This window comes from Curtobacterium sp. Csp1 (assembly GCF_013347185.1).
On record NZ_CP054594.1, the window covers coordinates 1,071,005 to 1,090,840 of the forward strand.

16 protein-coding genes and 1 pseudogene are annotated in these 19,836 nt (G+C 66.6%); 11 read left to right on the plus strand and 6 right to left on the minus strand.

Annotated features, from left to right (window positions below):
- Nucleotides 1-8: 8 nt before the first annotated feature.
- The 3 genes from HUN58_RS05295 to HUN58_RS05305 are packed head-to-tail and all read left to right on the plus strand — an operon-like array spanning nucleotide 9 to nucleotide 4,237.
- The gene (locus tag HUN58_RS05295) at nucleotides 9-527 is read left to right on the plus strand and encodes an HNH endonuclease (protein WP_180224622.1); all 519 of its coding nucleotides are present in this window, start codon (nucleotides 9-11) and stop codon (nucleotides 525-527) included.
- A 45-nt stretch (nucleotides 528-572) separates the two neighbouring features.
- On the plus strand, nucleotides 573-1,760 hold the full coding sequence (locus HUN58_RS05300) for a tyrosine-type recombinase/integrase (RefSeq protein ID WP_180224623.1): 1,188 nt from the start codon (nucleotides 573-575) through the stop codon (nucleotides 1,758-1,760).
- A 2-nt stretch (nucleotides 1,761-1,762) separates the two neighbouring features.
- Nucleotides 1,763-4,237: a site-specific integrase gene (locus tag HUN58_RS05305; protein ID WP_180224624.1), complete on the plus strand. Its 2,475-nt coding sequence runs from the start codon at nucleotides 1,763-1,765 to the stop codon at nucleotides 4,235-4,237.
- On the opposite strand, the gene HUN58_RS21010 is transcribed toward HUN58_RS05305, so the two are convergent.
- On the minus strand, nucleotides 4,234-4,563 hold the full coding sequence (locus tag HUN58_RS21010; protein ID WP_217488578.1) for a helix-turn-helix transcriptional regulator: 330 nt from the start codon (nucleotides 4,561-4,563) through the stop codon (nucleotides 4,234-4,236). The genes HUN58_RS05305 and HUN58_RS21010 overlap by 4 nt on opposite strands.
- Nucleotides 4,564-4,667: 104 nt before the next feature.
- Here HUN58_RS21010 and HUN58_RS05315 point away from each other — a divergent pair, with 104 nt between their 5' ends.
- From HUN58_RS05315 to HUN58_RS05340, 6 genes and pseudogenes are all read left to right on the plus strand, one after another.
- Nucleotides 4,668-6,170: a hypothetical protein gene (locus HUN58_RS05315; RefSeq protein ID WP_180224625.1), complete on the plus strand. Its 1,503-nt coding sequence runs from the start codon at nucleotides 4,668-4,670 to the stop codon at nucleotides 6,168-6,170.
- A 202-nt stretch (nucleotides 6,171-6,372) separates the two neighbouring features.
- Nucleotides 6,373-7,662 carry a hypothetical protein gene (locus HUN58_RS05320; protein ID WP_180224626.1) on the plus strand — a complete coding sequence of 430 codons (1,290 nt, stop codon included), beginning with the start codon at nucleotides 6,373-6,375 and terminating at the stop codon, nucleotides 7,660-7,662.
- Nucleotides 7,663-7,878: 216 nt separating this feature from the next.
- Nucleotides 7,879-9,041: pseudogene (locus HUN58_RS05325) on the plus strand (IS3 family transposase).
- Nucleotides 9,042-9,282: 241 nt separating this feature from the next.
- Nucleotides 9,283-9,897, plus strand: a complete 615-nt coding sequence (locus HUN58_RS05330; protein WP_180224627.1) for a hypothetical protein — start codon at nucleotides 9,283-9,285, stop codon at nucleotides 9,895-9,897.
- Between the two features lie 128 nt (nucleotides 9,898-10,025).
- Nucleotides 10,026-10,598, plus strand: coding sequence for a recombinase family protein (locus HUN58_RS05335; protein ID WP_114849219.1), 573 nt, complete (start codon nucleotides 10,026-10,028; stop codon nucleotides 10,596-10,598).
- A 183-nt stretch (nucleotides 10,599-10,781) separates the two neighbouring features.
- A complete protein-coding gene (locus HUN58_RS05340; RefSeq protein WP_180224628.1) occupies nucleotides 10,782-11,702 on the plus strand; it encodes a hypothetical protein in 921 nt (306 codons plus the stop codon).
- Between the two features lie 46 nt (nucleotides 11,703-11,748).
- On the opposite strand, the gene HUN58_RS05345 is transcribed toward HUN58_RS05340, so the two are convergent.
- Genes HUN58_RS05345 through HUN58_RS05365 form a run of 5 tightly spaced genes read right to left on the minus strand, consistent with a single transcriptional unit; the run spans nucleotide 11,749 to nucleotide 17,576 of the window.
- Nucleotides 11,749-14,004: a cation-translocating P-type ATPase gene (locus HUN58_RS05345; RefSeq protein WP_180224629.1), complete on the minus strand. Its 2,256-nt coding sequence runs from the start codon at nucleotides 14,002-14,004 to the stop codon at nucleotides 11,749-11,751.
- Nucleotides 14,001-16,031, minus strand: coding sequence for a cytochrome c oxidase assembly protein (locus HUN58_RS05350; protein ID WP_208745423.1), 2,031 nt, complete (start codon nucleotides 16,029-16,031; stop codon nucleotides 14,001-14,003). Before HUN58_RS05350 ends, HUN58_RS05345 begins: the two co-directional genes overlap by 4 nt.
- Before the next feature lie 58 nt (nucleotides 16,032-16,089).
- The gene (locus tag HUN58_RS05355) at nucleotides 16,090-16,299 is read right to left on the minus strand and encodes a heavy-metal-associated domain-containing protein (RefSeq protein WP_180224631.1); all 210 of its coding nucleotides are present in this window, start codon (nucleotides 16,297-16,299) and stop codon (nucleotides 16,090-16,092) included.
- A 55-nt stretch (nucleotides 16,300-16,354) separates the two neighbouring features.
- Nucleotides 16,355-17,167: a hypothetical protein gene (locus HUN58_RS05360; RefSeq protein WP_208745424.1), complete on the minus strand. Its 813-nt coding sequence runs from the start codon at nucleotides 17,165-17,167 to the stop codon at nucleotides 16,355-16,357.
- 16 nt (nucleotides 17,168-17,183) lie between these two features.
- Nucleotides 17,184-17,576, minus strand: coding sequence for a BlaI/MecI/CopY family transcriptional regulator (locus HUN58_RS05365; protein WP_208745425.1), 393 nt, complete (start codon nucleotides 17,574-17,576; stop codon nucleotides 17,184-17,186).
- Nucleotides 17,577-17,712: 136 nt separating this feature from the next.
- Between HUN58_RS05365 and HUN58_RS05370 the strand changes: the two genes are divergently transcribed.
- Both HUN58_RS05370 and HUN58_RS05375 read left to right on the plus strand, forming a co-directional pair.
- Complete coding sequence (locus HUN58_RS05370; RefSeq protein ID WP_208745426.1) at nucleotides 17,713-18,309, plus strand: DUF5134 domain-containing protein; 597 nt, start codon at nucleotides 17,713-17,715, stop codon at nucleotides 18,307-18,309.
- Between the two features lie 15 nt (nucleotides 18,310-18,324).
- A complete protein-coding gene (locus HUN58_RS05375; RefSeq protein ID WP_208745427.1) occupies nucleotides 18,325-19,809 on the plus strand; it encodes a PepSY domain-containing protein in 1,485 nt (494 codons plus the stop codon).
- Nucleotides 19,810-19,836: the final 27 nt, after the last annotated feature.

Consider the following 19,836-nt stretch of genomic DNA (forward strand, 5'->3'; position numbering starts at 1 on the left):
GTGGCCGCATGAACCGCACCCTGGTCCTCAACGCCAGCTACGAACCAATCGCTGTCGTCGCGCCGCGCAGGGCGCTGGCTCTGGTGATGAACGGCAAGGCGAGCGTTGTCCTCGACGGCGAAGCCACGCTGCACAGCGCGCGGCTCGCGGTCGCAGAGCCGTCCGTCGTGCTCCTGCGACAGTTCGTACGCATTCCGCGGCGATCGGTGCCCCTCACTCGGCGCTCCGCGCTCGAGGCTTACGACTACACCTGCGCTTACTGTCTCGGCTTCGGCGACACCCTCGACCACGTCGTGCCACGCGCGCGCGGCGGCGAGCACGCCTGGAGCAACGTCGTGGTCGCGTGCTTCCAATGCAACAACAAGAAGGCGGACCGGCTGCTGCAGGAGATCGGCTGGAAGCTCGCTCTCGACCTGCGTGAGCCGGCCCCGAACACCGCCAGCCTGATCCGCAAGCGCTGGCGTCAACCGGAGTGGATGCAGTTCACCGATCCGTGGGATCGGTACACACTCCCACTTGCCGGGTAATAGATTACTCGGCATGGTGGACATCGTGAGCATGAGGAGCGAAGGGTGAGCGAGCTGGCCCCAGTGCGCGACATCGAGGCCATCGTGCTGCCGCGCGTCGGCAGCGCCAAGCGCGACGCCGAGGACCCACTTGGCGTGAACTTCAAAGACGCGTCCGGCTCACGCGTCCCAGCCGTCGACCTGTACCTTCGCAATCTGCTCGTAGACGGCAACGACACGGCCACCTGCTACTCGTACGCCCAGGACCTCCTCCGCTGGTGGCGATTCCTCTCCGCGATCGGAGTTACTTGGGACCACGCAACGAGGACGGAATACTCGGACTACATCCTTTGGATGCGGCGTACACCTCCCAAGCGAGGCGGCGATTGGCGGCGCACCAGCGAGTCAGCGCCCAAGGAGCAAAGCAACCGGGCGTCGTCACCTGGATTTGCGCCGCGCACAATCACCCACGCCGCGGCGGTGCTGGCCAGTTTCTACAGCTTCCATGAGACCGCCGATGGTCCCATCAGTCCGGTGCCGCCGGCAGGTCGACCCCATGCCCATCACACTCCTGGGACGCCATTTCGTCGCGCGGGTAGAAGGTCGGGCCGGCAGAAGATCCCAGTGACGATGCCGAAGTCGCTCACCGATGATCAGGTCACCGCGCTCATCCAGTCGCTCTCACACGTTAGGGACCTCGCCATCGTCGAGTTCTTCGTCTCCAGCGGCGCGCGAGCCAGCGAACTGCTGGGCCTCCGAGGAAGGGATGTCGACTGGGGTCGCCAACGCATCCGAGTGATTCGGAAGGGGACGCACGTGGAACAGTGGCTCCCGGCCTCGCCCGACGCCTTCGTCCTGCTGGGCAGGTACCGCGGGACTAGTCCACTTCCCGATGACGAGCCGGTTTGGAGGACGCTGCGCGGAGAGCCGCGTGCCCTGACCTACCACGCGTTCCGCGCGGTGCTGAACCGTGCACAGGCCGGCAACGGGACGCATCACACGATGCACCAGTTCCGCCACACCGCCGCGCACGACTTCGCCAACAACTCCGACATGTCATTGCCGCAGGTGAAACACCTCCTCGGGCACGCCTTCCTCACGACGACGCAGATTTACACCGAGCCGCGCGACGAGGAAGTGCTCCAAGCGGCTGCCGATCACCTCCGTCGGAAGAAGGAACCCACAATCACCCCGAAGCCGTCCCTGGGGTACAGCGACGCGTCGCTCCGGAACCTGTTCGGCGGTAACCCGTGACCTTGGACGCCGTCATCGAAGACGAACGCCTGAGGCCGTACCGGGAAAAGCGCAACCTCACGGGTACCACGCCAGTACCTGACGAGGCACCACTGGAGATCGTCGTTCCGGTGCGCACATCTCTTCATCCGTGGCCAAGAACCAGTCTCACCCTCGACGAAGCCACCGCCGCGTTCGCTTCCCCAGACTTCAACACCGGGGTCGGTGCAGGCGCCCAGAGCCGGACGCACCGATTGAGGCTCAAAGAGGCGCTGGACGTCCTCCTGCAGTTCGAGGGGGCAACGTGGCAGGAACGGTGGGAGCAGTCGAAGCTTGAGGACGCTCTCGAACCGTTCGAGCGGCTGGCGGCCCTCAAGAGACGCGATAGCCCGCGACTTGCCGAACATCAGATCGCTGCAGCCGGACTCGCATACGTCTTCGCGCTCGACCTGGTCCGACCGTCGTACGAGTTCCTATTCACGCACATCGGGTCGCTCAACCAGACGGCGCAAGTCATCTTCTCCCTCCGTGACCCCGATGGGCTGGCTGAGCTGGACGCCGCCATCCATCGGCGCTCGAAGAACCCCGACAAAGTCCGGAAGTGGGCTTATCCACAACTGGGAAGGATCCTGGTTCACACCGGTCATCAGCGCCTGCGCGATGTCACCTTCGACGACGTGGAAGAGGCGTACAACGTCGGGGCGCGCATCTTGCAAGCGCCCCCACCAGGCGCCACATACGACGCACTCACCTGGGCGCAATTCCTCCCCGACAACGGTAAGAGCTGGGCCAACCGCCACCGGGTCGGACCGCTCGAGATTGCTCAGTTAGTCGACCGCACCGGCATCAAGCCCGGAAAGATCCGGGATCTGCTTGTTCTCTACATCCGTCAACGCGCCTCGGGACTGAACTACTCGACGACGAACGGTCTCGTCACGACGCTTGTGAAGAACTTCTGGTGCGTCGTACAGGAGATAGACCCGACCATCGACGATCTCCGACTCAATGTTGAGGTCGTCACGGAGTGGAAGGAGCGAGCGCGGTACATCCAGGCACCCGATCGGCGAGCAGGACAGCTGCGCGCATCAGTTGCCGGCATCTACACGGCAGTCCGCGCCTTCTACTGGGATATCGCCGACTGGGCACACGAAGCACCCGAACGATTCGCTCAGTTTGCAGCGAAGAACATCATCACCTCAGATGACATGCGCCCGCATGCGAAGACGATGAAGCAGCAGCAGGCCCGTAGCCATGCTCGGACTCGGGAGCGTCTCCCGCACCTGCAGACCCTGGCGGAGTCGGTCGAAACACAGCGAGGGTGGTACGCCGAAGCGCTCCGCCTGGTTTCAACCGCAGGGGTGGACGAGGAGTTCTCCGTCCTCGGAGTGCCCTGCGTCCGCGTTGTTCGTCGTCGCGGTGCGGCCGTTGTGGGGCGCCAAGCGCACAGCACGGGGAAGGGCCTGCTTGTTCAGCGCCACGACACCGGTGAGGTGTTCGATGCGTCTCACTGGGAAGACATCACCTTCTGGCAGTGGGCTATCGTCGGCATCCTCAAGGAGACCGGGCTCCGCGTCGAAGAGCTCGAGGAGCTCACCCACACGAGCCTTTCGCAGTTCAAGATGCCGACGACCGGAGAACTCCTACCCCTGCTTCAGATTGCGCCATCGAAGACGGACAAGGAGCGGGTGATGCTGATCTCGCCGGACCTCGCCGACGTCCTCTCAGATGTGCTCGACCGAGTCCGTGACGAGGACGGCCGGGTTCCACTACTGAATCGGTGGGACTACCACGAGCGGGTGACGATCCCGCCCCTGCCGCTCTTGATGCAACGTGATTACCTCGGAGAGCGGCAACCCATCAAGAGAGGGTGGATCAAGAAGCAGATCGAGATTGCAACCGACCTCGCTGGCATCGTCGACCTCACTGGCAAGCCAATCCGGTTCCAGCCGCATGACTTTCGTCGGATGTACCTGACGGACATTGTGCAGTCCGGACTCCCCGTGCACATCGCAGCGAAGATCGCCGGCCACGATTCACTCGACACCACTCTGGGATACACCGCGGTCTACGACGAGGACGTCTTCACCCAACATCGGCTCTACATTGAACGGCGTCGAGCTGAGCGCCCCCGCGAGGAGTACCGACAACCGACCGACGCCGAGTGGGATGCGTTCATCCGGGACTTCGGCGAGCGTGAACTCGAATTGGGATCTTGCGGCAGAGCATTCGGCACCTCCTGCGAGCATGAGCACGCGTGCCTCCGGTGCCCGATGCTCCGAGTCAACCCTGCGCGCAAGAAGCGGCTACTCCGGAAGAAGAAGTCGATCGAGGCTGACCTCGCGACCGCGAAGCGACACGGTTGGAAGGGTGAGATCGGGCTCCTGCAAGTCACCCTCATCGGCGCTGAGGACAAACTGCGGCAGATGGACGCCGCGGAGAACCGCACTTCTACGGTCTCGCTCGGTCTCCCTCAGCTCCGCGTCGTGACAGCAGGTTAGCCGGGCTCCGACCAGGCGCCGCTGCCTGAACGAGCCCGGTACCGAATCCCATCGGGAACCGACGTCGGGAAGAGTGGAGCACTGAGCGTCGTCTCGAGCTTCGCGATCGTCTCCAGGTCAGGCCATGTTCGCCCCTCGATGATGCCCCGGATCGTGCCGGGGGCAACACCGGATTTGCGGCCAAGCGCACGCACCGACTGCGCCCCGAGCGCATCCCGCAGACCGATGGCGAACAGGCGTGCCGCCTCACCAGCAGGTGTAGACGACCCGACCGACGGCCAGCCCGTCGTCAGTTCATTCGGGCGTTTCCGCGGAGTACGGGGCACAGGCGTGATCGTAGCCTGCGCGGCCGACTTGTCCGTGCCTACGGCTACGCTGCCCGGAAGACTTGGCAGCAGGGAGGGGTTGTTCTTGCAAAAGGGGCGGATCAGTGACAGCGATTCCTGAAAGCGAACGGTTCGTTCAGGACCTCCACCGGCTGGTCGCGGATCCCGTGTCTATCCATGTCGCGAGCTGGTTCCTCGGCGGCGTGCCCGATGACATGGGCGCGTTCGTTGGCTGGGAACTCGTCCGCGACGGCGACGACTTCGTGGGGCGAAACGAGGAAAGTGTCGCCGGATCGAAGCCGAACCTGGTCCGGTGGTCGCGCTTAGGGCTGGAAAACGACCCTTCGGACGAACGTGGCTATCGGCGCGTGGTCGAGCGTCTGTCGAAGTACGACGCGATCGGACCGGCACCGGGCTCATGGGAAAGGGCAGTCCGCTTGCAGCAGACGCTTCTCGAACGCCATCCGACAGAGGCGGTGCAAGCGCTTGCGGGGTTCCGGGCCCTAGTGGTCGGGACGGAGGAAGCGAAGGACCTCCCTGCTGTCCTTGCTGGAGCGACCGCTGGACTTCGTGAGGTGGTCTTCCCCCACGCAGCGATGTATCTCGTGGAGTCCACGGAGCGTCTCGGCCGACGGTACGGCGTCGCGCGCGCGATGCTCAACGTCGGCGACCGGCCACCGGAGCCCACTGCGGAGGGCGACACGTTCACGTCCTCGTTGAAGCTCATGGAGGACATCAACGTCGGGCTCGGTGCTTACCTCGAACCGCTGGTCACGAGCCTCAGTCCGCATGTCTGGGCGACAACCGCGCCCAGGCTGGGCGGTGTGCTCGTGTTCACCTTTGGAAAGGCCGTAGAGTCTCGCCCGCTGCTCGACCTGGACCTTCTCGCGCTGTCAGAGCGGTCAGCGCAGATCGAGCCGTTGCAGGACGTACGGGACATCCCGCACACGGCGTTCAAAGCAGCTCTCCGGTGGTGGGTGGATCGGCTCGACCTGGTCTTCTCGCACCTCACGCAGCCAGCGAACTACGTCGTCCACGGGCAGTACCACCCGCCGTCCGCAATCGAGCGACTACTTACCTTCGAGCAACTGTGCCGCTCCGTCCAGGTCATCGGATCTTCCCGGGACGGGCACGCTCGGCGGCTCGCGCTCTTCCACACGCTCGACTCACTCGCCGGCCTCAATCGCACGCTCACACGGGACCGAGCGACCACCCTCTCGAAGATGGAAGCTGCGCTTGCTGACCTCGAAGCGGTGCTTCCGGTGGACGTGCAACCCGTGCTCCTGCCGCGTGCCCGCGCCGCAGTGCAAGCGCTCCGCAACGTGCAGGACGGGTTCTTCATACCGTCACGGCTCCGCGACGGAGGCGTCATGCTGCCCGACAAGAACGGCAGCGACGTCTTCGTGCCGCTGGCGACCGCGGCACGAGAATGGTTGGCCGCCCTCCGCAACAGCCAACACGGAATGGACAAGACCCCAACCGCACGCACAAGGGCCCTACTCGCAGCCCACACCGGAGCACTCGACCCACGGATCACCGACCTCGCGTGGCTCGCTCTCCTCGAAGTGCTCGCGCATCCGGAGCTCTTGGTGCGGCGGGAGCGTTGACCGCTCCGGCATGACGGGCACCCTCGCAGTCGGCTCCCCGCCGATCTGGGCGTCTAGCCGGTGGACCTCCGCCGGTCGTCGGACGAAGCGGTCGCCCGCGCGCTCCCGGCGCTGACCGTGCTCGCCGGTGCCTGCAATGTCCGATAGCCAATCGGCTATTGAGACATGTGACAGTAGTGCGAGCTGCTGCGATGATGCCCGTGTGAGTGATGATCGCGTTGGAGCGCCGGTGCCTCGTGTGCTGGCTTTAGGTCTGTCCACGGACGAGGTTGATTCCATTCGGCCGCTCGTCGGGAGCGTGCGCGTGATTCAGTCAGTGAGCGAGGTTCACACCGAAGAGCACGATGTCCTGATCTCGGGCGAGGGAGCCCTGGACCGCGCTTGGGAATTCCCTTGCCGTTTGATTTTCGCTCCCGCCCCGCCCGAATCGACGCCTCTGCGTACCGCCGCCCCAGCGCTTCATTCTTCGGCAGAGCCGCGGACGCAGGTGGTGGTGCAGCCGAAGCCCGCGCGCGACTTCGCAGTGGGTCAGTTCGCCCGAGACGAAGGTGTCGTGTCGTTGGTGGAGGCGTCGTGCCGACCTGACACGGAGGCTCGGAGCTACCGAGGCCTCCGACTCGCTGGCGCCTCGAGCCTTCAAGTGAGACCGCTGCTTACGGAACAGTTGGAATACCCGTTGATTCTGGCCGCGCTGGTCGAGTCGCAGCCTGAGGAGTGGCGGCCGTCCTCCACACTGTGGCTACCGCAGTCGGCGCGGGCGCGATTGGTGGACTGGGTGCGCTTCGCGCTTGGCTGGTGGCGAAGATCGGCCGCGGAGACGTTCCCGCTGGATGCAGAGTGGCATCGAGCGGCCCGATGGTCCTCGCTAGGGGAACTTGCCGCGCGACAGACGTTGCGCGAAGCTGACGAAGCTGAGGAGCAGAGACTCGCTGAGGTCGCGGACCGCCGAAAGGGGCTTGAAGCAGAGTTGCTAGCAGCCGAATCCCTCGGGGTGAGCTGGCGCATGTTACTGACGGATGATGGCGACAGCCTCGTCAGTGCTGTCGCGGGCGCCTTGCAGTTCCTCGGGTTCGAGGTGGTTGACGTGGACGCGCTGCCTGAACGAAAGGGTAAAAAGCGCGAAGATTTGCGGGTTAGTCACGACGGTTGGACTGCGCTGGTGGAGGTGAAGGGGTATCGCGGTGCTGCAAAATCCAACGATTTGCAGCAAGTCACAGCAGCGGCAATCGGATATGGAACTGAGCATGGAGTGGCGCCGAACGCGCTTTGGCTCGTCGCCAACGCCTGGCGGAACGAGGACCCGGCGCAACGCGAGCGCGCCCTGGGGTCTCGCGAGGATGACATTGATGCCTTCGCAGAGCATCACCATGGCTGCTTCATCGACACCCGAGACCTCTTCGCGCTGCGACAGCGGGTCGCCCTCGGCGACGTCACTCCACGAGAGGCTCGCGCGGCTCTGACGGGCGCGACCGGACGGTTCACCTATCGCTGAAAAGCTGCTCGTCTCGAAAACGGTGCTCCTGGACGTGCGCCTCATTCGCCGTGGTGCCCATTCACATACGCCTTGCGCAAGTACGCCATGTGAGCCCCTGTCGGTAGCTTGGCTAATGCGGCGGTCTGATGTCTCCTTGAATGCGATGGGACTGCTGCAGGTTTGGTTGACTCCTGACAGGTAGGGGCATTGGCTCCTGCTGGAAGGATGTGCGCCATGGTGAAGGCGTATCCGGAAGAGTTCCGCCGTGATGTGATCGCGGTCGCCCGGAAGGGCGAGACGTCGGTGCGGCAGGTCGCGAAGGACTTCGGTGTGTCCGAGTCCTGTCTGGCCCGCTGGTTGCGGCTCGCCGACCGCGACGACGGCACCGGTGCCGCAGCCTCCCCGTCCGTGACAGCGGTCGAGCAAGCCGAGCTTCGGGAAGCGCAGAAACAGATCCGGCTGCTGGAGTAGGAGAACGAGATCCTCCGCCGGGCGGCCGCGTATTTCGCTCAGTCTCAGCTCCCAAAATGATCTACCCGCTGGTCCTCGAACTCGCCGACGATCGGATCCCGGTCGCGGTGGCTTGCCGGGTGTTGGGCTTTTCGAAGCAAGCGTTCTATCGGTGGCGAGCCGATCCGATCTCGCAGCGCGACTGGGACGATGCGCACCTGACTGACGCTGCAATCGACGCGCACCGCGACGACCCGACGTTCGGGTACCGGTTCATCGCGGACGACCTTCATGCGGCCGGCCACCGAGCATCGGAACGGCGGGTGTGGCGGTTGTGCTCGCAGCAGCGGCTGTGGTCGTTGCACGCGAAGAAGCGGGGCCTGCACCGCAAGGCCGGGCCACCGGTTCATGACGACCGGGTCCGTCGGGCGTTCACGGCACCGGATCTGGACCGGCTGTGGCTGGCGGACATCACCGAGCACCCGACCGGCGAGGGCAAGCTCTACCTCTGCGCGGTAAAGGACGCCTGCTCGCGGCGGATTGTGGGGTACTCGATCGGTGATCGGATGCGGTCCTCCCTCGCCGTCGCGGCTCTGCAGATGGCAGTGCACCGCCGAAGACCTGTCGGGACGGTCGTGCACTCGGACCGGGGCAGTCAGTTCCGGTCGAAGAAGTTCATCCGCGCCTTGGTCGATGCCGGGCTGCTTGGATCGATGGGTCGGGTCGGGGCGTGCGCGGACAACGCGGCGATGGAATCGTTCTTCGCGCTCCTGCAGAAGAACGTCCTCAACCGGAAGCGTTGGGCGACCCGCGACGAGCTCCGGCTCGCGATCATCACCTGGATCGAGGCGACCTACCACCGGAAACGACGCCAACGTGGTCTGGGGAAGTTGACCCCGATCGAGTACGAGACGATCATCAACTCACAGGTCGCACTCGCGGCCTAAACGAACGAGTCAACCGAACCTGCAGCAGTCCCGACTTCGACTGCGAGGATGTCGCGGCGAACGGTGGGGCGTACACCGCGGGCGCGTATCACGTCGCGCACACGTACGCGAAGTGCCGAGGTAGCGCACACTTCCGACCGGTTGCATGGAACCTCAAGGTCAAGAACCGTACTTACGGCAACGTGACGGGCAACGTCAACACCATCACCTGCAGTTAGAAGCACGTCACAGGAGCAGCGTCATGTCATCCAACGACACCGCCACAACGGTCGAAATGCGGTTCTGGCGGGACCAGCTGCTCAGCAACGCTGCTTTCTGGGATCGGGTGGAAGGTCACCCTGGGACCCTCTACCCGATTCCTGGAGCAGAGCCATCCGGTAGTGCACCTCGGGAAGGAACATGGACCGTCGCTCTTGACGGAAACCGCAACGTCATCGCCGCGACCAGCTCTGGGGATCGTGACGATTGGCACATCGTGCGCGTCGTCGGATCGGTCTTCGTCACCTCGTACGACTCGGAGACGATCGAGCTCGACGGGCACGAAGTATCCGCCGTGAGTACCTATCTGGACGTTCGGCCACTCCTCGCCGACATCGACGAGCCCACTTCCGTACAAGTGGGTGCAGATGAATTCACCACGGCGACATACACCAACCCGGAGGTGATGGCTACGTTGACTCGCGCTCTCGCCCTCGTGGAGGGGGGAGAACGCCTCGACATTGCATACCGCGCCGACGCAGGACTGGTGCACTGGGTTCATCGTTTTGCCGACGGGCGCCTGTGTGAAAGCGTCACCGTCAACCTCAATGGTGCAGGTTCTCAAGACGCAGCGTCGCCTTCGACATCGCCCACCTGAGGTACACCCCAACTAGACGTCAACATGAGCGGTCGACGCGCGTCCGACTAGGGTCCAATTCGGCCTTCTCTGACAGAGGCGTGCGAGGCTCATAGACTCTAACCTGACAGATGTGGGTTGGAGGCACCGTGTCGGGTCAGAGGGTCGGGTACGTGCGGGTGAGCACATTGGATCAGAGCACTGTGCGGCAGCTCGACGGCGTCGCGCTGGATCGGGTGTTCGAGGACAAGGCATCCGGGAAGGACGTCGACCGGCCGCAGCTCGACGCGATGATCGGGTTCGTCCGCGACGGGGACACCGTGCTGGTGCACTCCATGGACCGGCTCGCCCGGAACCTTGAAGACCTCCGCCGGGTCGTGCGCCGGCTGACGGAGAAGAAGGTTCGCGTCGAATTCGTCAAGGAGCAGCTGACCTTCACCGGTGAAGACAGCGCGATGGCGAACCTGCTGCTGAACATGATGGGTGCGTTTGCGGAGTTCGAACGCGAACTGATCCGCGAACGCCAACGCGAGGGCATCGCGTTGGCGAAGCAGCGTGGCGTGTATCGCGGCCGGGCGCGATCGCTTGGTGCGGTGCAGATCGCGGAGCTGATCTACCGCGCCGGCACCGGAGTACCGAAGACGGTACTGGCAAAGGAGTACGGCGTCAGCCGAGAGACGGTGTACGCCTACCTCCGCGCAGCATCACCCGCGGGTGAGTGAGGCAAGAGAGCGTGATCAGAACCGCGCAGATCAGCGTGAGCAGTCACATGCAGGACCCAAGCGTTTCCAGGGTGCTCGGCGCCCTCCATCGAGGGCGAGGGGGTGTCCGGATAGCGGCCGGCTGACGGGCACCCGTTCTGCCTTGCATCAAGGGATGTCGTCGGCCACCGGCATAGTCGAAGCGTGAGATCGGAAGCAAACGAGGCCGAGGCGCACGAGCGCACGCAGTGGCAGCTCGAATTGGTGAGCGCGATTGAAGCGCAGTTCGGCGACCGGATGCACCACAACCTCGCCGCGCCCGGCTCAGCACTCGCTGCCGATGACGAGGCCTTGGCCCCGTTTCACACATCCCACCTGCTCGGCCATGCACTCTCGCTCTCCCTTGATGCGCTCCGGTCAACTCGGATGCTGCTGACCAATCCCGACACTGGTGGACTGCAGTATCCGATGGCGGCGCACTACTCCATGCTGCGTACCGCTCTGGAGTCAGCCGCGCAGGCGGTGTGGCTGCTCGCCCCTGCAGATGTTGAACTACGCCGTCGGCGCTCTCTGATCTGTCGCTGGTCCGAAGTGAACTACGACGACGCCGCGGCGGTCGCTGCACTGGCAGATGACCCGGACGACACCACGGACGAGCATCGGACGAAGGTCAAGAACTTGAAGCGCAACCGGCACGAGATCCGCGCGCGGAAGAAGCAGCTTCGAGAGGTTGCGACACAGAACGGTCTCCCGGAGTCTCTGTTTCAGCAGTCCTACCCCGGAACTGGCCCGTTGATCCGAGAGGCTGCAGCGGCGACAGGGGTGAAAGGCAGTCTCGCGCGTGGTACCTGGCAGCTCGTGAGCGGGCTCACTCATCCGTCGGCGTCACGCAGCCTCATGCTTTCCACCGTGGAACGGCTAGACGACGACGGCGTCTCTCCTGTCGTCGCAGCTCGGTTCACCGTGAACCCGGCCGTGACAAACATGGCCCTCGACGCAGCCTTGATGATGCACTTCGGAGCGCTCACCTTCGCAGCCGATCGCGGCAACGTTCCGGCGCTCCGATGGCAGCCGCCGGCCGGGCTGGCGCTCCCGCCGCGGTTCCGCAAGCTGTTCCGCCCCTGAGGCACCAGTTGTGGCACCGACGCCGCGCCATCCCTGAGGTGGCGAGCTACGACCGCCCGAACGATCGGAGCCGAAGGCTGTTCGAGACCACCAGGGTTGAGGACAGCGCCATAGCGGCGGCGGCGATGAGCGGGTTGAGCAGCCCTGCTGCGGCGAGTGGGATGGCGGCGATGTTGTAGCCGAACGCCCAGACGAGGTTGAGCCGGATGGTGCGGAGGGTCGCGCGGGAGAGTTGCACGGCATCGACGACGGCGCGGAGGTCCTCGCGGACGATGATGACGTCGGCGGCCTTCATGGCGATGTCGGTGCCCTGCACGACGGCCACGCCGAGCGTTGCGGTGGCGAGTGCGGCCGAGTCGTTGACGCCGTCGCCGACCATCGCAACGTGGTGCCCGGCTGCCTGGAGCTGGGCGATGCGTTCGGCTTTCTCGTCGGGGAGGACGCGGGCGATGACCTCGTCGACGCCGACCTGACGACCGACGGCGGCGGCGGTGGTCTCGGAGTCACCGGAGAGTAGGACGGTGCGGAGGCCGAGGGCGCGCAGCTGTGTGACGGCCTCGATCGCCCCGGGGCGCAGAGTGTCCTGGACGGTGAGGACGGCTGCCACGGTCCCGTCGACGGCGAGCAGCACGACGGTGGCACCCGATGCCTCTTGTTCCGCGACGACGTCGGCGACTCGGGCGTCGACCGTGACGCCGGCTTGCTCGAGGAGCTCGGCCCGGCCGATGCTGCACGGGCGTCCGTCGATCGTCCCGGCGGCTCCAAGCCCGGCGTGCGCGGTGAAGTCAGCGACGGACTCAAGGGAGCCGAACCGGGTGCTCGCGGCTGTGGCGATCGCGCGGGCGATGGGGTGCTCCGATGCTACTTCGAGGGCACCTGCGAATGAGAGCGCCGTGTCAGCATCGGTGGCGAACGTGTCAATCGCGGTAAGGGTCATCCGGCCGGTAGTGAGGGTGCCAGTCTTGTCGAGGACGACCGTGTCGATGCGGCCGCTGGCCTCGAGGGCGTCGGGGCCCTTGATGAGGACGCCCAGCTGGCCGCCGCGGCCGACACCGACCATGAGCGCCGTCGGGGTCGCAAGGCCGAGCGCGCACGGGCAGGCGATGATGAGAACGGCGACGCCGTTCGCAATCGCGATCCCGGCTTCCGCGCCGCTGATCAGCCATCCCGCGGCAACGAGGACCGCGATGCCGATCACGACGGGCACGAACACGCTCGTGACGCGGTCGACGGTGCGCTGCACGGCGGCCTTGCGGCGTTGGGCGTCGTCGGCGACGGCGGCCATCTGCGCGAGGCGGGTACGGGTGCCGACGGCGTCGGCGCGGACGATCAGCCGTCCGCCCTGCACCAGGGTGCCACCGACGACAGCAGTGCCGGCGGTAGCTTCGACCGGCACGGACTCACCGGTCATCGCGGAGACGTCGAGGGTCGCGGTGCCGTCGGTGACGGTGCCGTCGACGGGGATGCGGCCGCCGGGTCGGACGACGACGAGGTCCTTCACCCGGACCGCGCTGAGCGGGACGGTGCGTTCTTCTCCGTCGGTGAGGAGTTGCGCTTCGGTGACGCCGAGGTCGCCGATGGCTTCGAGGACGTCGGCGGCGCGGCGGCGGCTGCGGCTCTCGAAGTAGCGGCCGGCGAGTTGGAAGGTGACCATGCCGGCGGCGACGTCGAGGTAGATCGAGTCCGCACCGGCGGGGGTCTTCCCGAACCCGAGCCAGTACCCGGGTTCGGTGGCAGGGTCGACGAGGAGGGTCCAGAGCGCCCAGCCGAAGGACACGACGGCGCCGAGGGAGACGAGGGTGTCCATACTGGTGCTGCGGTGCCGCAGGCCCCGGAGAGTGGCCTTGTGGAACGGCCATGCTGCCCAGGTGACGATCGGGACGGCCAGGAGGACGCACAGCGCCTGCCAGCCGGGGAACCGCCAGGCGGGGACGAGGGCGAGGATGATCGTGATGTCGCACAGCGGGATCGTCAGCAGCGCCGCGACGGCGAGGCGACGCCGGAGGGTCGTGGTTCGGGTTTCTGCGGCTCGGGCGGACCAGGCGTCGTCGCCCGGGGTGTGGACGGCTGCGGTGTAGCCGGCGCGTTCGACCTGCGCGATCGCAGTGGCGGCGTCGTCGGGGCCCAGGCCTGCGACGGTGGCGCGTTCGGTGGCGAAGTTCACGGAGGCGGTGATGCCGTCGAGTTTGTTGAGTCTGCGTTCGATGGCGTTGGCGCAGGCGGAGCAGGTCATCCCGCCGATGTCGAGCTCGAGCCGTTGCTCGGTCTGCTGGTCGGGTCGGGACGGGGTGGTAGTGGTCACGGCTGCTCCCGGTGGTCAGTGACGGTCAGCGTCGGCCGGTCGTCGGCGCCCTCATGATCGATCGCCCGCGCGGGCACGGTCGAAGCGTTCGAATCGGTCGGCTGCGCGGCAGCGGTGTCGCGGGTGGTGAGCTTGTTGAGCATGGCGTTGTACTGCTCGTAGTCGTCGTCAAGGCCCCGGTCTGCATGCCGGTCGATGCGCTTGGCCTGCCGAGTGTCTTGCTTCGCCCACTGGGTGACGAGCGCGATGACGACGACGATGAGCGGCAGCTCGCCGGCGGCCCAGGCGACGCCGCCCGCAACGTACTGGTCGTGGGCGAGGCTGCCGATCCACGGGACGTCGAGGTACTGGAAGTACGTACCGGCGAGGAGCGTGTCGCTGGTCATCACGACGACACCGAAGAACGCGTGGAACGGCATCGCGGCGAGGACGAGGCCGAGCTTGCCGATGTGCGGCAGGGGTCGGGGTGGGGCGTCGACACCGATGATGAGGGCATAGAAGACGTACCCGATGGCGAGGTAGTGCAGCGTCATCGCCTGATGCGCCCAGTGGTACCGCATCGCCCAGCCGAAGAACGGGGTGAGGTAGATGACGTAGTAGGACCCGACGAAGACGGCGAGGACGTACATCGGGTTGTAGGTGAACCGCAGCAGCTTCGACTGTGTCAGTGCCACGAGCCACTCGTGGGGGCCGGCGAAGGCGTCGCGGCGATGGGCGGTGGTGGCGCGGAGGAACAGGGTGACGGGGCCGCCGAGGACGAGCAGCAGCGGGCCGAGCATGTTGAGGCTCATGTGCAGCCCCATGTGCACCGCGAACGACGCCGACGAGTACGGGCCGACTCCGGAGGAGGTGGTGATGATCACCGAGACCGAGCCGAGCATCCACGCGCTGGTGCGACCGTTCGACCAGTGGTCGCCGCGCCAACGAAGCCGGATGACGGCGGCCGCGTAGGCGGCGATGCCGGCCACGGCGATGACGAGGAAGAGGATGTTCACCCGTCCCGCGGTCCACAGCGTGATCGGCGTGAGGGGTGTGTTGACCTGGTAGCCGAGGAAGAGCTGCTGCCCGTCGGTTGGGACGAAGTACACCGGCGGCGGAATCCGCGCCATCACGACGCCGATCCCCACCGCGACGATCAGCACCGTCACAAGCACGGCGGGTGCGGCGCGGGTGGTGAACCAGGTGCGGCGGAGCAGGATCGGCCCGGCGACCAGGGCAACGAGCAGCAGCTGCACGGCGAACAGGATCCCGGTCGGCGCCGCCCAGAACGCGGTTCCGGCGAGTTCGACGGCGGCGACGACCACCGATCCCGCGGTCCAGGTGATCCACGCGGAAACGGCGAGGATCCGGTGTCGGCGGATCGTCGTCGTTCCGGGCCGGTTCGACTGCCAGCGGCGGGTGAGAGCGGCGGTCGCGCCGATCCAGATGCCGAGCGCGGGGGTGGCGAACATGGCGGCGTCGCCGCCGAAGTCGTGGTTCGGGCCGACGAGGACCTGCGTCGCCAGGACTGGTGCGAGGAGGCCGACTGCTCCGATGCCGGTGAGGAGCAGGGTGCTGACCCAGCTGCGGACGAGGTACGCGGCGACGAGGATCGTCACCCCGATGCAGGCCACGACGATCCACGCCCCGGGGAGGTAGCTCGCCTGCACGAGGTAGCCGATCGCGCCCGGGGTGAGGAGCTTCGACAGCGGCACCCCGCCGGCATCGGCGGCGTCGACCGGAACCAGCAGGACCGCGGCGATCAGCCACGCGGTGGCTGCGGGGCGGACCAGGCGGAGGTCGCGGTGGTTGTCGATGAGCGTGCGGGAACGGCGCGGCGTGAGGAACGCGACCGCGAAGAGCCCTCCGACGGTGAGGCCGCCCGTGACGTCCGCGGTCAGACGCAGCAGGGCACTCAGCATCGAGGTGAGCATGCCGGGGTAGCCGCGGCTCAGCCGATCGTACGACGAGGAACCGAGCAGATCCACGGCCACCACCACGATCACGACCGCGACGACAGCCCCTATCCACGGCAGGACGCGCGTCACCGAGACTGAACGCCGCACTGCGACGTTCTGACTCGGCTGCAGGAGCGTGGCCGGATGGTCAGGCACTGGCGAGCTCGTAGCCTGCCTCGTCGACGGCTTCGGCGACCGCGGCAGCGTCCGGTTGCGTCTGCGCGGTGACGACGACGAGACCGGTAGAAGCGTCAGCGGTGACCGCTTCGACTCCGGCGATCGCTTCGAGTTCGCCGGCGACGCGGCGTTCGCAGTGCTCGCAGGTCATCCCGACGACGTGGTACTCGAAGCGTTCCATACCGGTCATTCTACAAAACGTAGAAAAGGATGCGAGTCCCGGCCGTGCAACGCGTTCAGCGGGACCGGAGGACCGGTGCGAGGTGGCGGCGGTGCGGCCAGCTCTTCACCGGCGATGCGGCGAGCCGCGCGGCGCGGAGCGCAAGGCCGGGGTTCGGGTCGATGCGGTCCATCAGAGTCAGCGCGTTGCAGACGGTTGCGGGCCCGCAGACGCGGGCGGCCGTGTCGTCGGCGACGAGTTCGATCAGCAGTGCCACCGTCTTGCGGAACTCCCGCGCCGTTCGCAGCCGTGGGAACGCGGCAGCGTTCAGCGCTGCGACCCGGGCGATGAGACCGTGGCGGCCGCGCACGTGCGCACGTTCATGCTCAATCACGGCGCGAACACACGCGCGGGGCATTGCGTCCTCGACGCCGGTGGAAATCAACACGCGGCCATCAGCGGTGGAGCAGGCAATCGGGTCCGCCGTCTGCAGGTAGGCAACCTCCTGCCCGCCGATGTGTTCGGTGCGGGCGGTCGAGCGGGCGACGAGGAGCGACACAGCGACGTCAGTGCGTCGCTTCGCGGCAGAGATCGGTTCCGCGTTCGCGGCGAGGAGCGCGGCGATACCGCCAGCGACGCCGAGGCCGCACCAGGCGAAAAGCCCTGCCGCGGGAGCGCCGACACCATGACTGTGCGTGTTCGTTGCGACGATGACGGCGGCGATGCCGACGCTCAGCAGCAACGAGGTCGCGGCGATGATCAACGCACTCAACCAGAGGCGGAGGGCGAGCTGCGGACGGTGTAGCCACCAGGTGCCGCGGGTGAGGACCGCTGGCGCAAGCAGGGTGACCACAACCGCGACCACCACGAGGGCGAGAACGGTGATCACGCCACCGATTTTCCCATCACGCTTCCGCGCGGTCGACCCCTGTGCCGCTCATGCCAGCGCCACTGAGGGCGGCGCGCAGGACTTGAAGGTCGTCCGCGCCGAGCGCGCCGGTGAAGCGTTGCAGCACCGCCGAGCGGTCGCTGGACCTGCCGAGGACTTCTGTCATCGAGTCCGCCGTCCGGGCCGGGTCCGCCCGCGTCGGCTGGTAGGCCTTGGATGCCGGGTCCCGCTCGACGAGGCCTTTCTTCTCGAGCCGGGCGAGGACTGTCAGCACGGTTGTGGATGCCAGCGGGTCGCCGTCTTCGGCGAGAGCGTCACGGATCTGCCGGCCGGTCTGCGGAGCATCCTGCGCCCAGAGCAGCTGCAGGACGCTCGCCTCGAGGGATCCGTGTGCCCGGCGCGGACTCATCAGCGCGTTCCGACCGTGTCGACCATGCGCCGATTCTACATAAAGTAGAAACCTGCTTCTACAACTTGTAGAGTGACGCCGCCTGCCCTGCTTTGATGAGAGGTTCCCCTCCGTGTCACACAGCCTGCCGCTGTCCGTGCTCCTCACGGTGCTGTTCACCGTGACGGCGCTCGGGTACCTCGGCTTCGCGTTCCGTCACGGGAGCACCGGCGTATCGCGGGTCAGCGATGTCCTCCACGTGCTGATGAGCATCGCGATGCTGGCGATGCCGTGGTCCTGGGGGATGACGTTCGCACCGCCGACGCTGCAGATCATCGTGTTCGCCGTTGCGACGCTGTTCTACCTCGTCCTCACCCTCGGCAGCAGCCGCTACGGAAGCCACGAGCACCACGGTCCCGGTGGGTCCGGCCGGCTGGTGCTGGGCTACCACGTGCTGATGATGGCGGCGATGGTCGTCATGGGTGTGATGATGCTGCCGATGGCCGGCGGGGCGGCGATGTCAATGCCGGAGATGGACATGAGCTCCGGCGGGCACAGCATGCACGGCTCCTGGACCGGGTGGACGCCGATCTCGTGGATTCTCGTCGCTCTGTTCGCGGCCGCGACCATCTGGATGCTGGTGCGGCTGATCGCGTCCGCCCGCGTTCGACAACACCCCCTGGCACGCCTGGACGGCGTGCTGCTACTGCTGATGAGTGCCGGCATGGCGCTCGCGTTCATCCCCACGAGCTGAGGACCAAGAAGAGCCATGACCGCCACCGACAACCGTTTCACCACCGCCCCCGCAGCCGAGACTGGCCTGCCGCCGTCCGTGCGTCCGCCGCGGAACACGCAGCGTGGCTGGTTCGGGCAGTTCCTGCTGCGCCTGCACTTCTACGCCGGGCTCTTCATCGGACCGTTCATCCTCATCGCCGCGCTCTCCGGCGCCGTCTACGCGCTGGGCCCGACGATCGAGCAGGGGATGTACCGGCACGAGCTCACCACACCGTCGACCGCGGCCGCGAAGCCGCTCGCGGACCAGATCGACGCCGCGCAGGCCTACGTGAGCACGCACCACCCCGAGGACACCCTCGCCGCCGTCCGACCGGCATCCGAGAAGGGCGCCACGACCCGGGTGATGTACGCCGAAGCGGGGCTGATGGACTCGCAGAACCGCGCGATCTTCATCGACCCCGGCACTGCCGAGGTCCGCGGCGACCTCCTCGTCTACGGCACCTCCGGGTCATTGCCGTTCCGCACCTGGGTCGACACGTTCCACCGATCCCTGTTCCTCGGCGACATCGGCCGGCTCTACTCCGAGACCGCCGCGTCCTGGCTCGGCGTCGTCGCTCTCGCAGGGCTCGGCCTGTGGGTGATCCGGATCCGGAAGATGCGCGCCAAGCGCGACATGGTCCGCCCCGCACGCGGCGTCCGCGGCTACCGCCGGGTCTTCTCCTGGCACGCCTCCACCGGGGTGTGGCTGCTCCTCGGCGCACTGTTCCTGTCCGCGACCGGAATCACCTGGTCCCAGTACGGCGGCGGCAACGTCGACCAGCTCCGCAACGCCCTCAACTGGGGCACCCCCGCCCTGACCACCACCCTCACCGGCACCGACACGGCAGCTGCTAGCGGCGAGCACGCCGCCCACCAGAGCGGCAGCGCCGCAGCGACCGACGCGGAACCGGCGACCGTCACCCCGGCGCTGTTCGACGAGGTCCTGGCGAAGGCGAAGGGCGCGAACATCCACTCTTCACAGCTGCAGATCACCCCGCCGGCGACCGCGGACCAGGCGTGGACGGTCGCGGAGATCAAGCGGTCCTACCCGACCGCGGTGAACTCCGTCGCGATCGACCCGCGGGACATGAGCGTGGTGTCCGAGACGAACTTCGACACCTTCTCCATCCCCGCCAAGCTCACCCGGTGGGGCATCGACACCCACATGGGCACCATGTGGGGGCTGCCGAACCAGATCCTGCTGTTCGTCACCGCGCTCGGGATCGCCGCCATGGTCGTCTTCGGCTACGTCATGTGGTGGAAGCGCCGCCCCACCGGCAAGCGCGTCGGGAAAGCTCCATCTGCTGGTGCGCTGACACGGGCGCCGTGGTGGGGGTCCGGGCTCGTCGCGGTCGGCGCGATCGTCATCGGTGCGTTCCTGCCCGCGCTCGGCGTCACCCTCCTCGCGTTCGTCGTCATCGACGTCCTCATCACCAGCCGGTCCGCCGCCCCGCGCACGCCTGCTGCACCCAGCAAGTAGTCCACCTCACTGCTGGCAACCTGCCGG

What these genes read in the sequence shown, in the direction of transcription:
- HUN58_RS05295 (WP_180224622.1), top strand. Translation starts at nt 9, where the DNA reads ATGAACCGCACCCTGGTCCTCAACGCCAGCTACGAACCAATCGCTGTC.
- HUN58_RS05330 (WP_180224627.1), top strand. Translation starts at nt 9,283, where the DNA reads ATGTCATCCAACGACACCGCCACAACGGTCGAAATGCGGTTCTGGCGG.
- HUN58_RS05355 (WP_180224631.1), bottom strand. Translation starts at nt 16,299, where the DNA reads ATGGAACGCTTCGAGTACCACGTCGTCGGGATGACCTGCGAGCACTGC.
- HUN58_RS05365 (WP_208745425.1), bottom strand. Translation starts at nt 17,576, where the DNA reads ATGAGTCCGCGCCGGGCACACGGATCCCTCGAGGCGAGCGTCCTGCAG.
- HUN58_RS05375 (WP_208745427.1), top strand. Translation starts at nt 18,325, where the DNA reads ATGACCGCCACCGACAACCGTTTCACCACCGCCCCCGCAGCCGAGACT.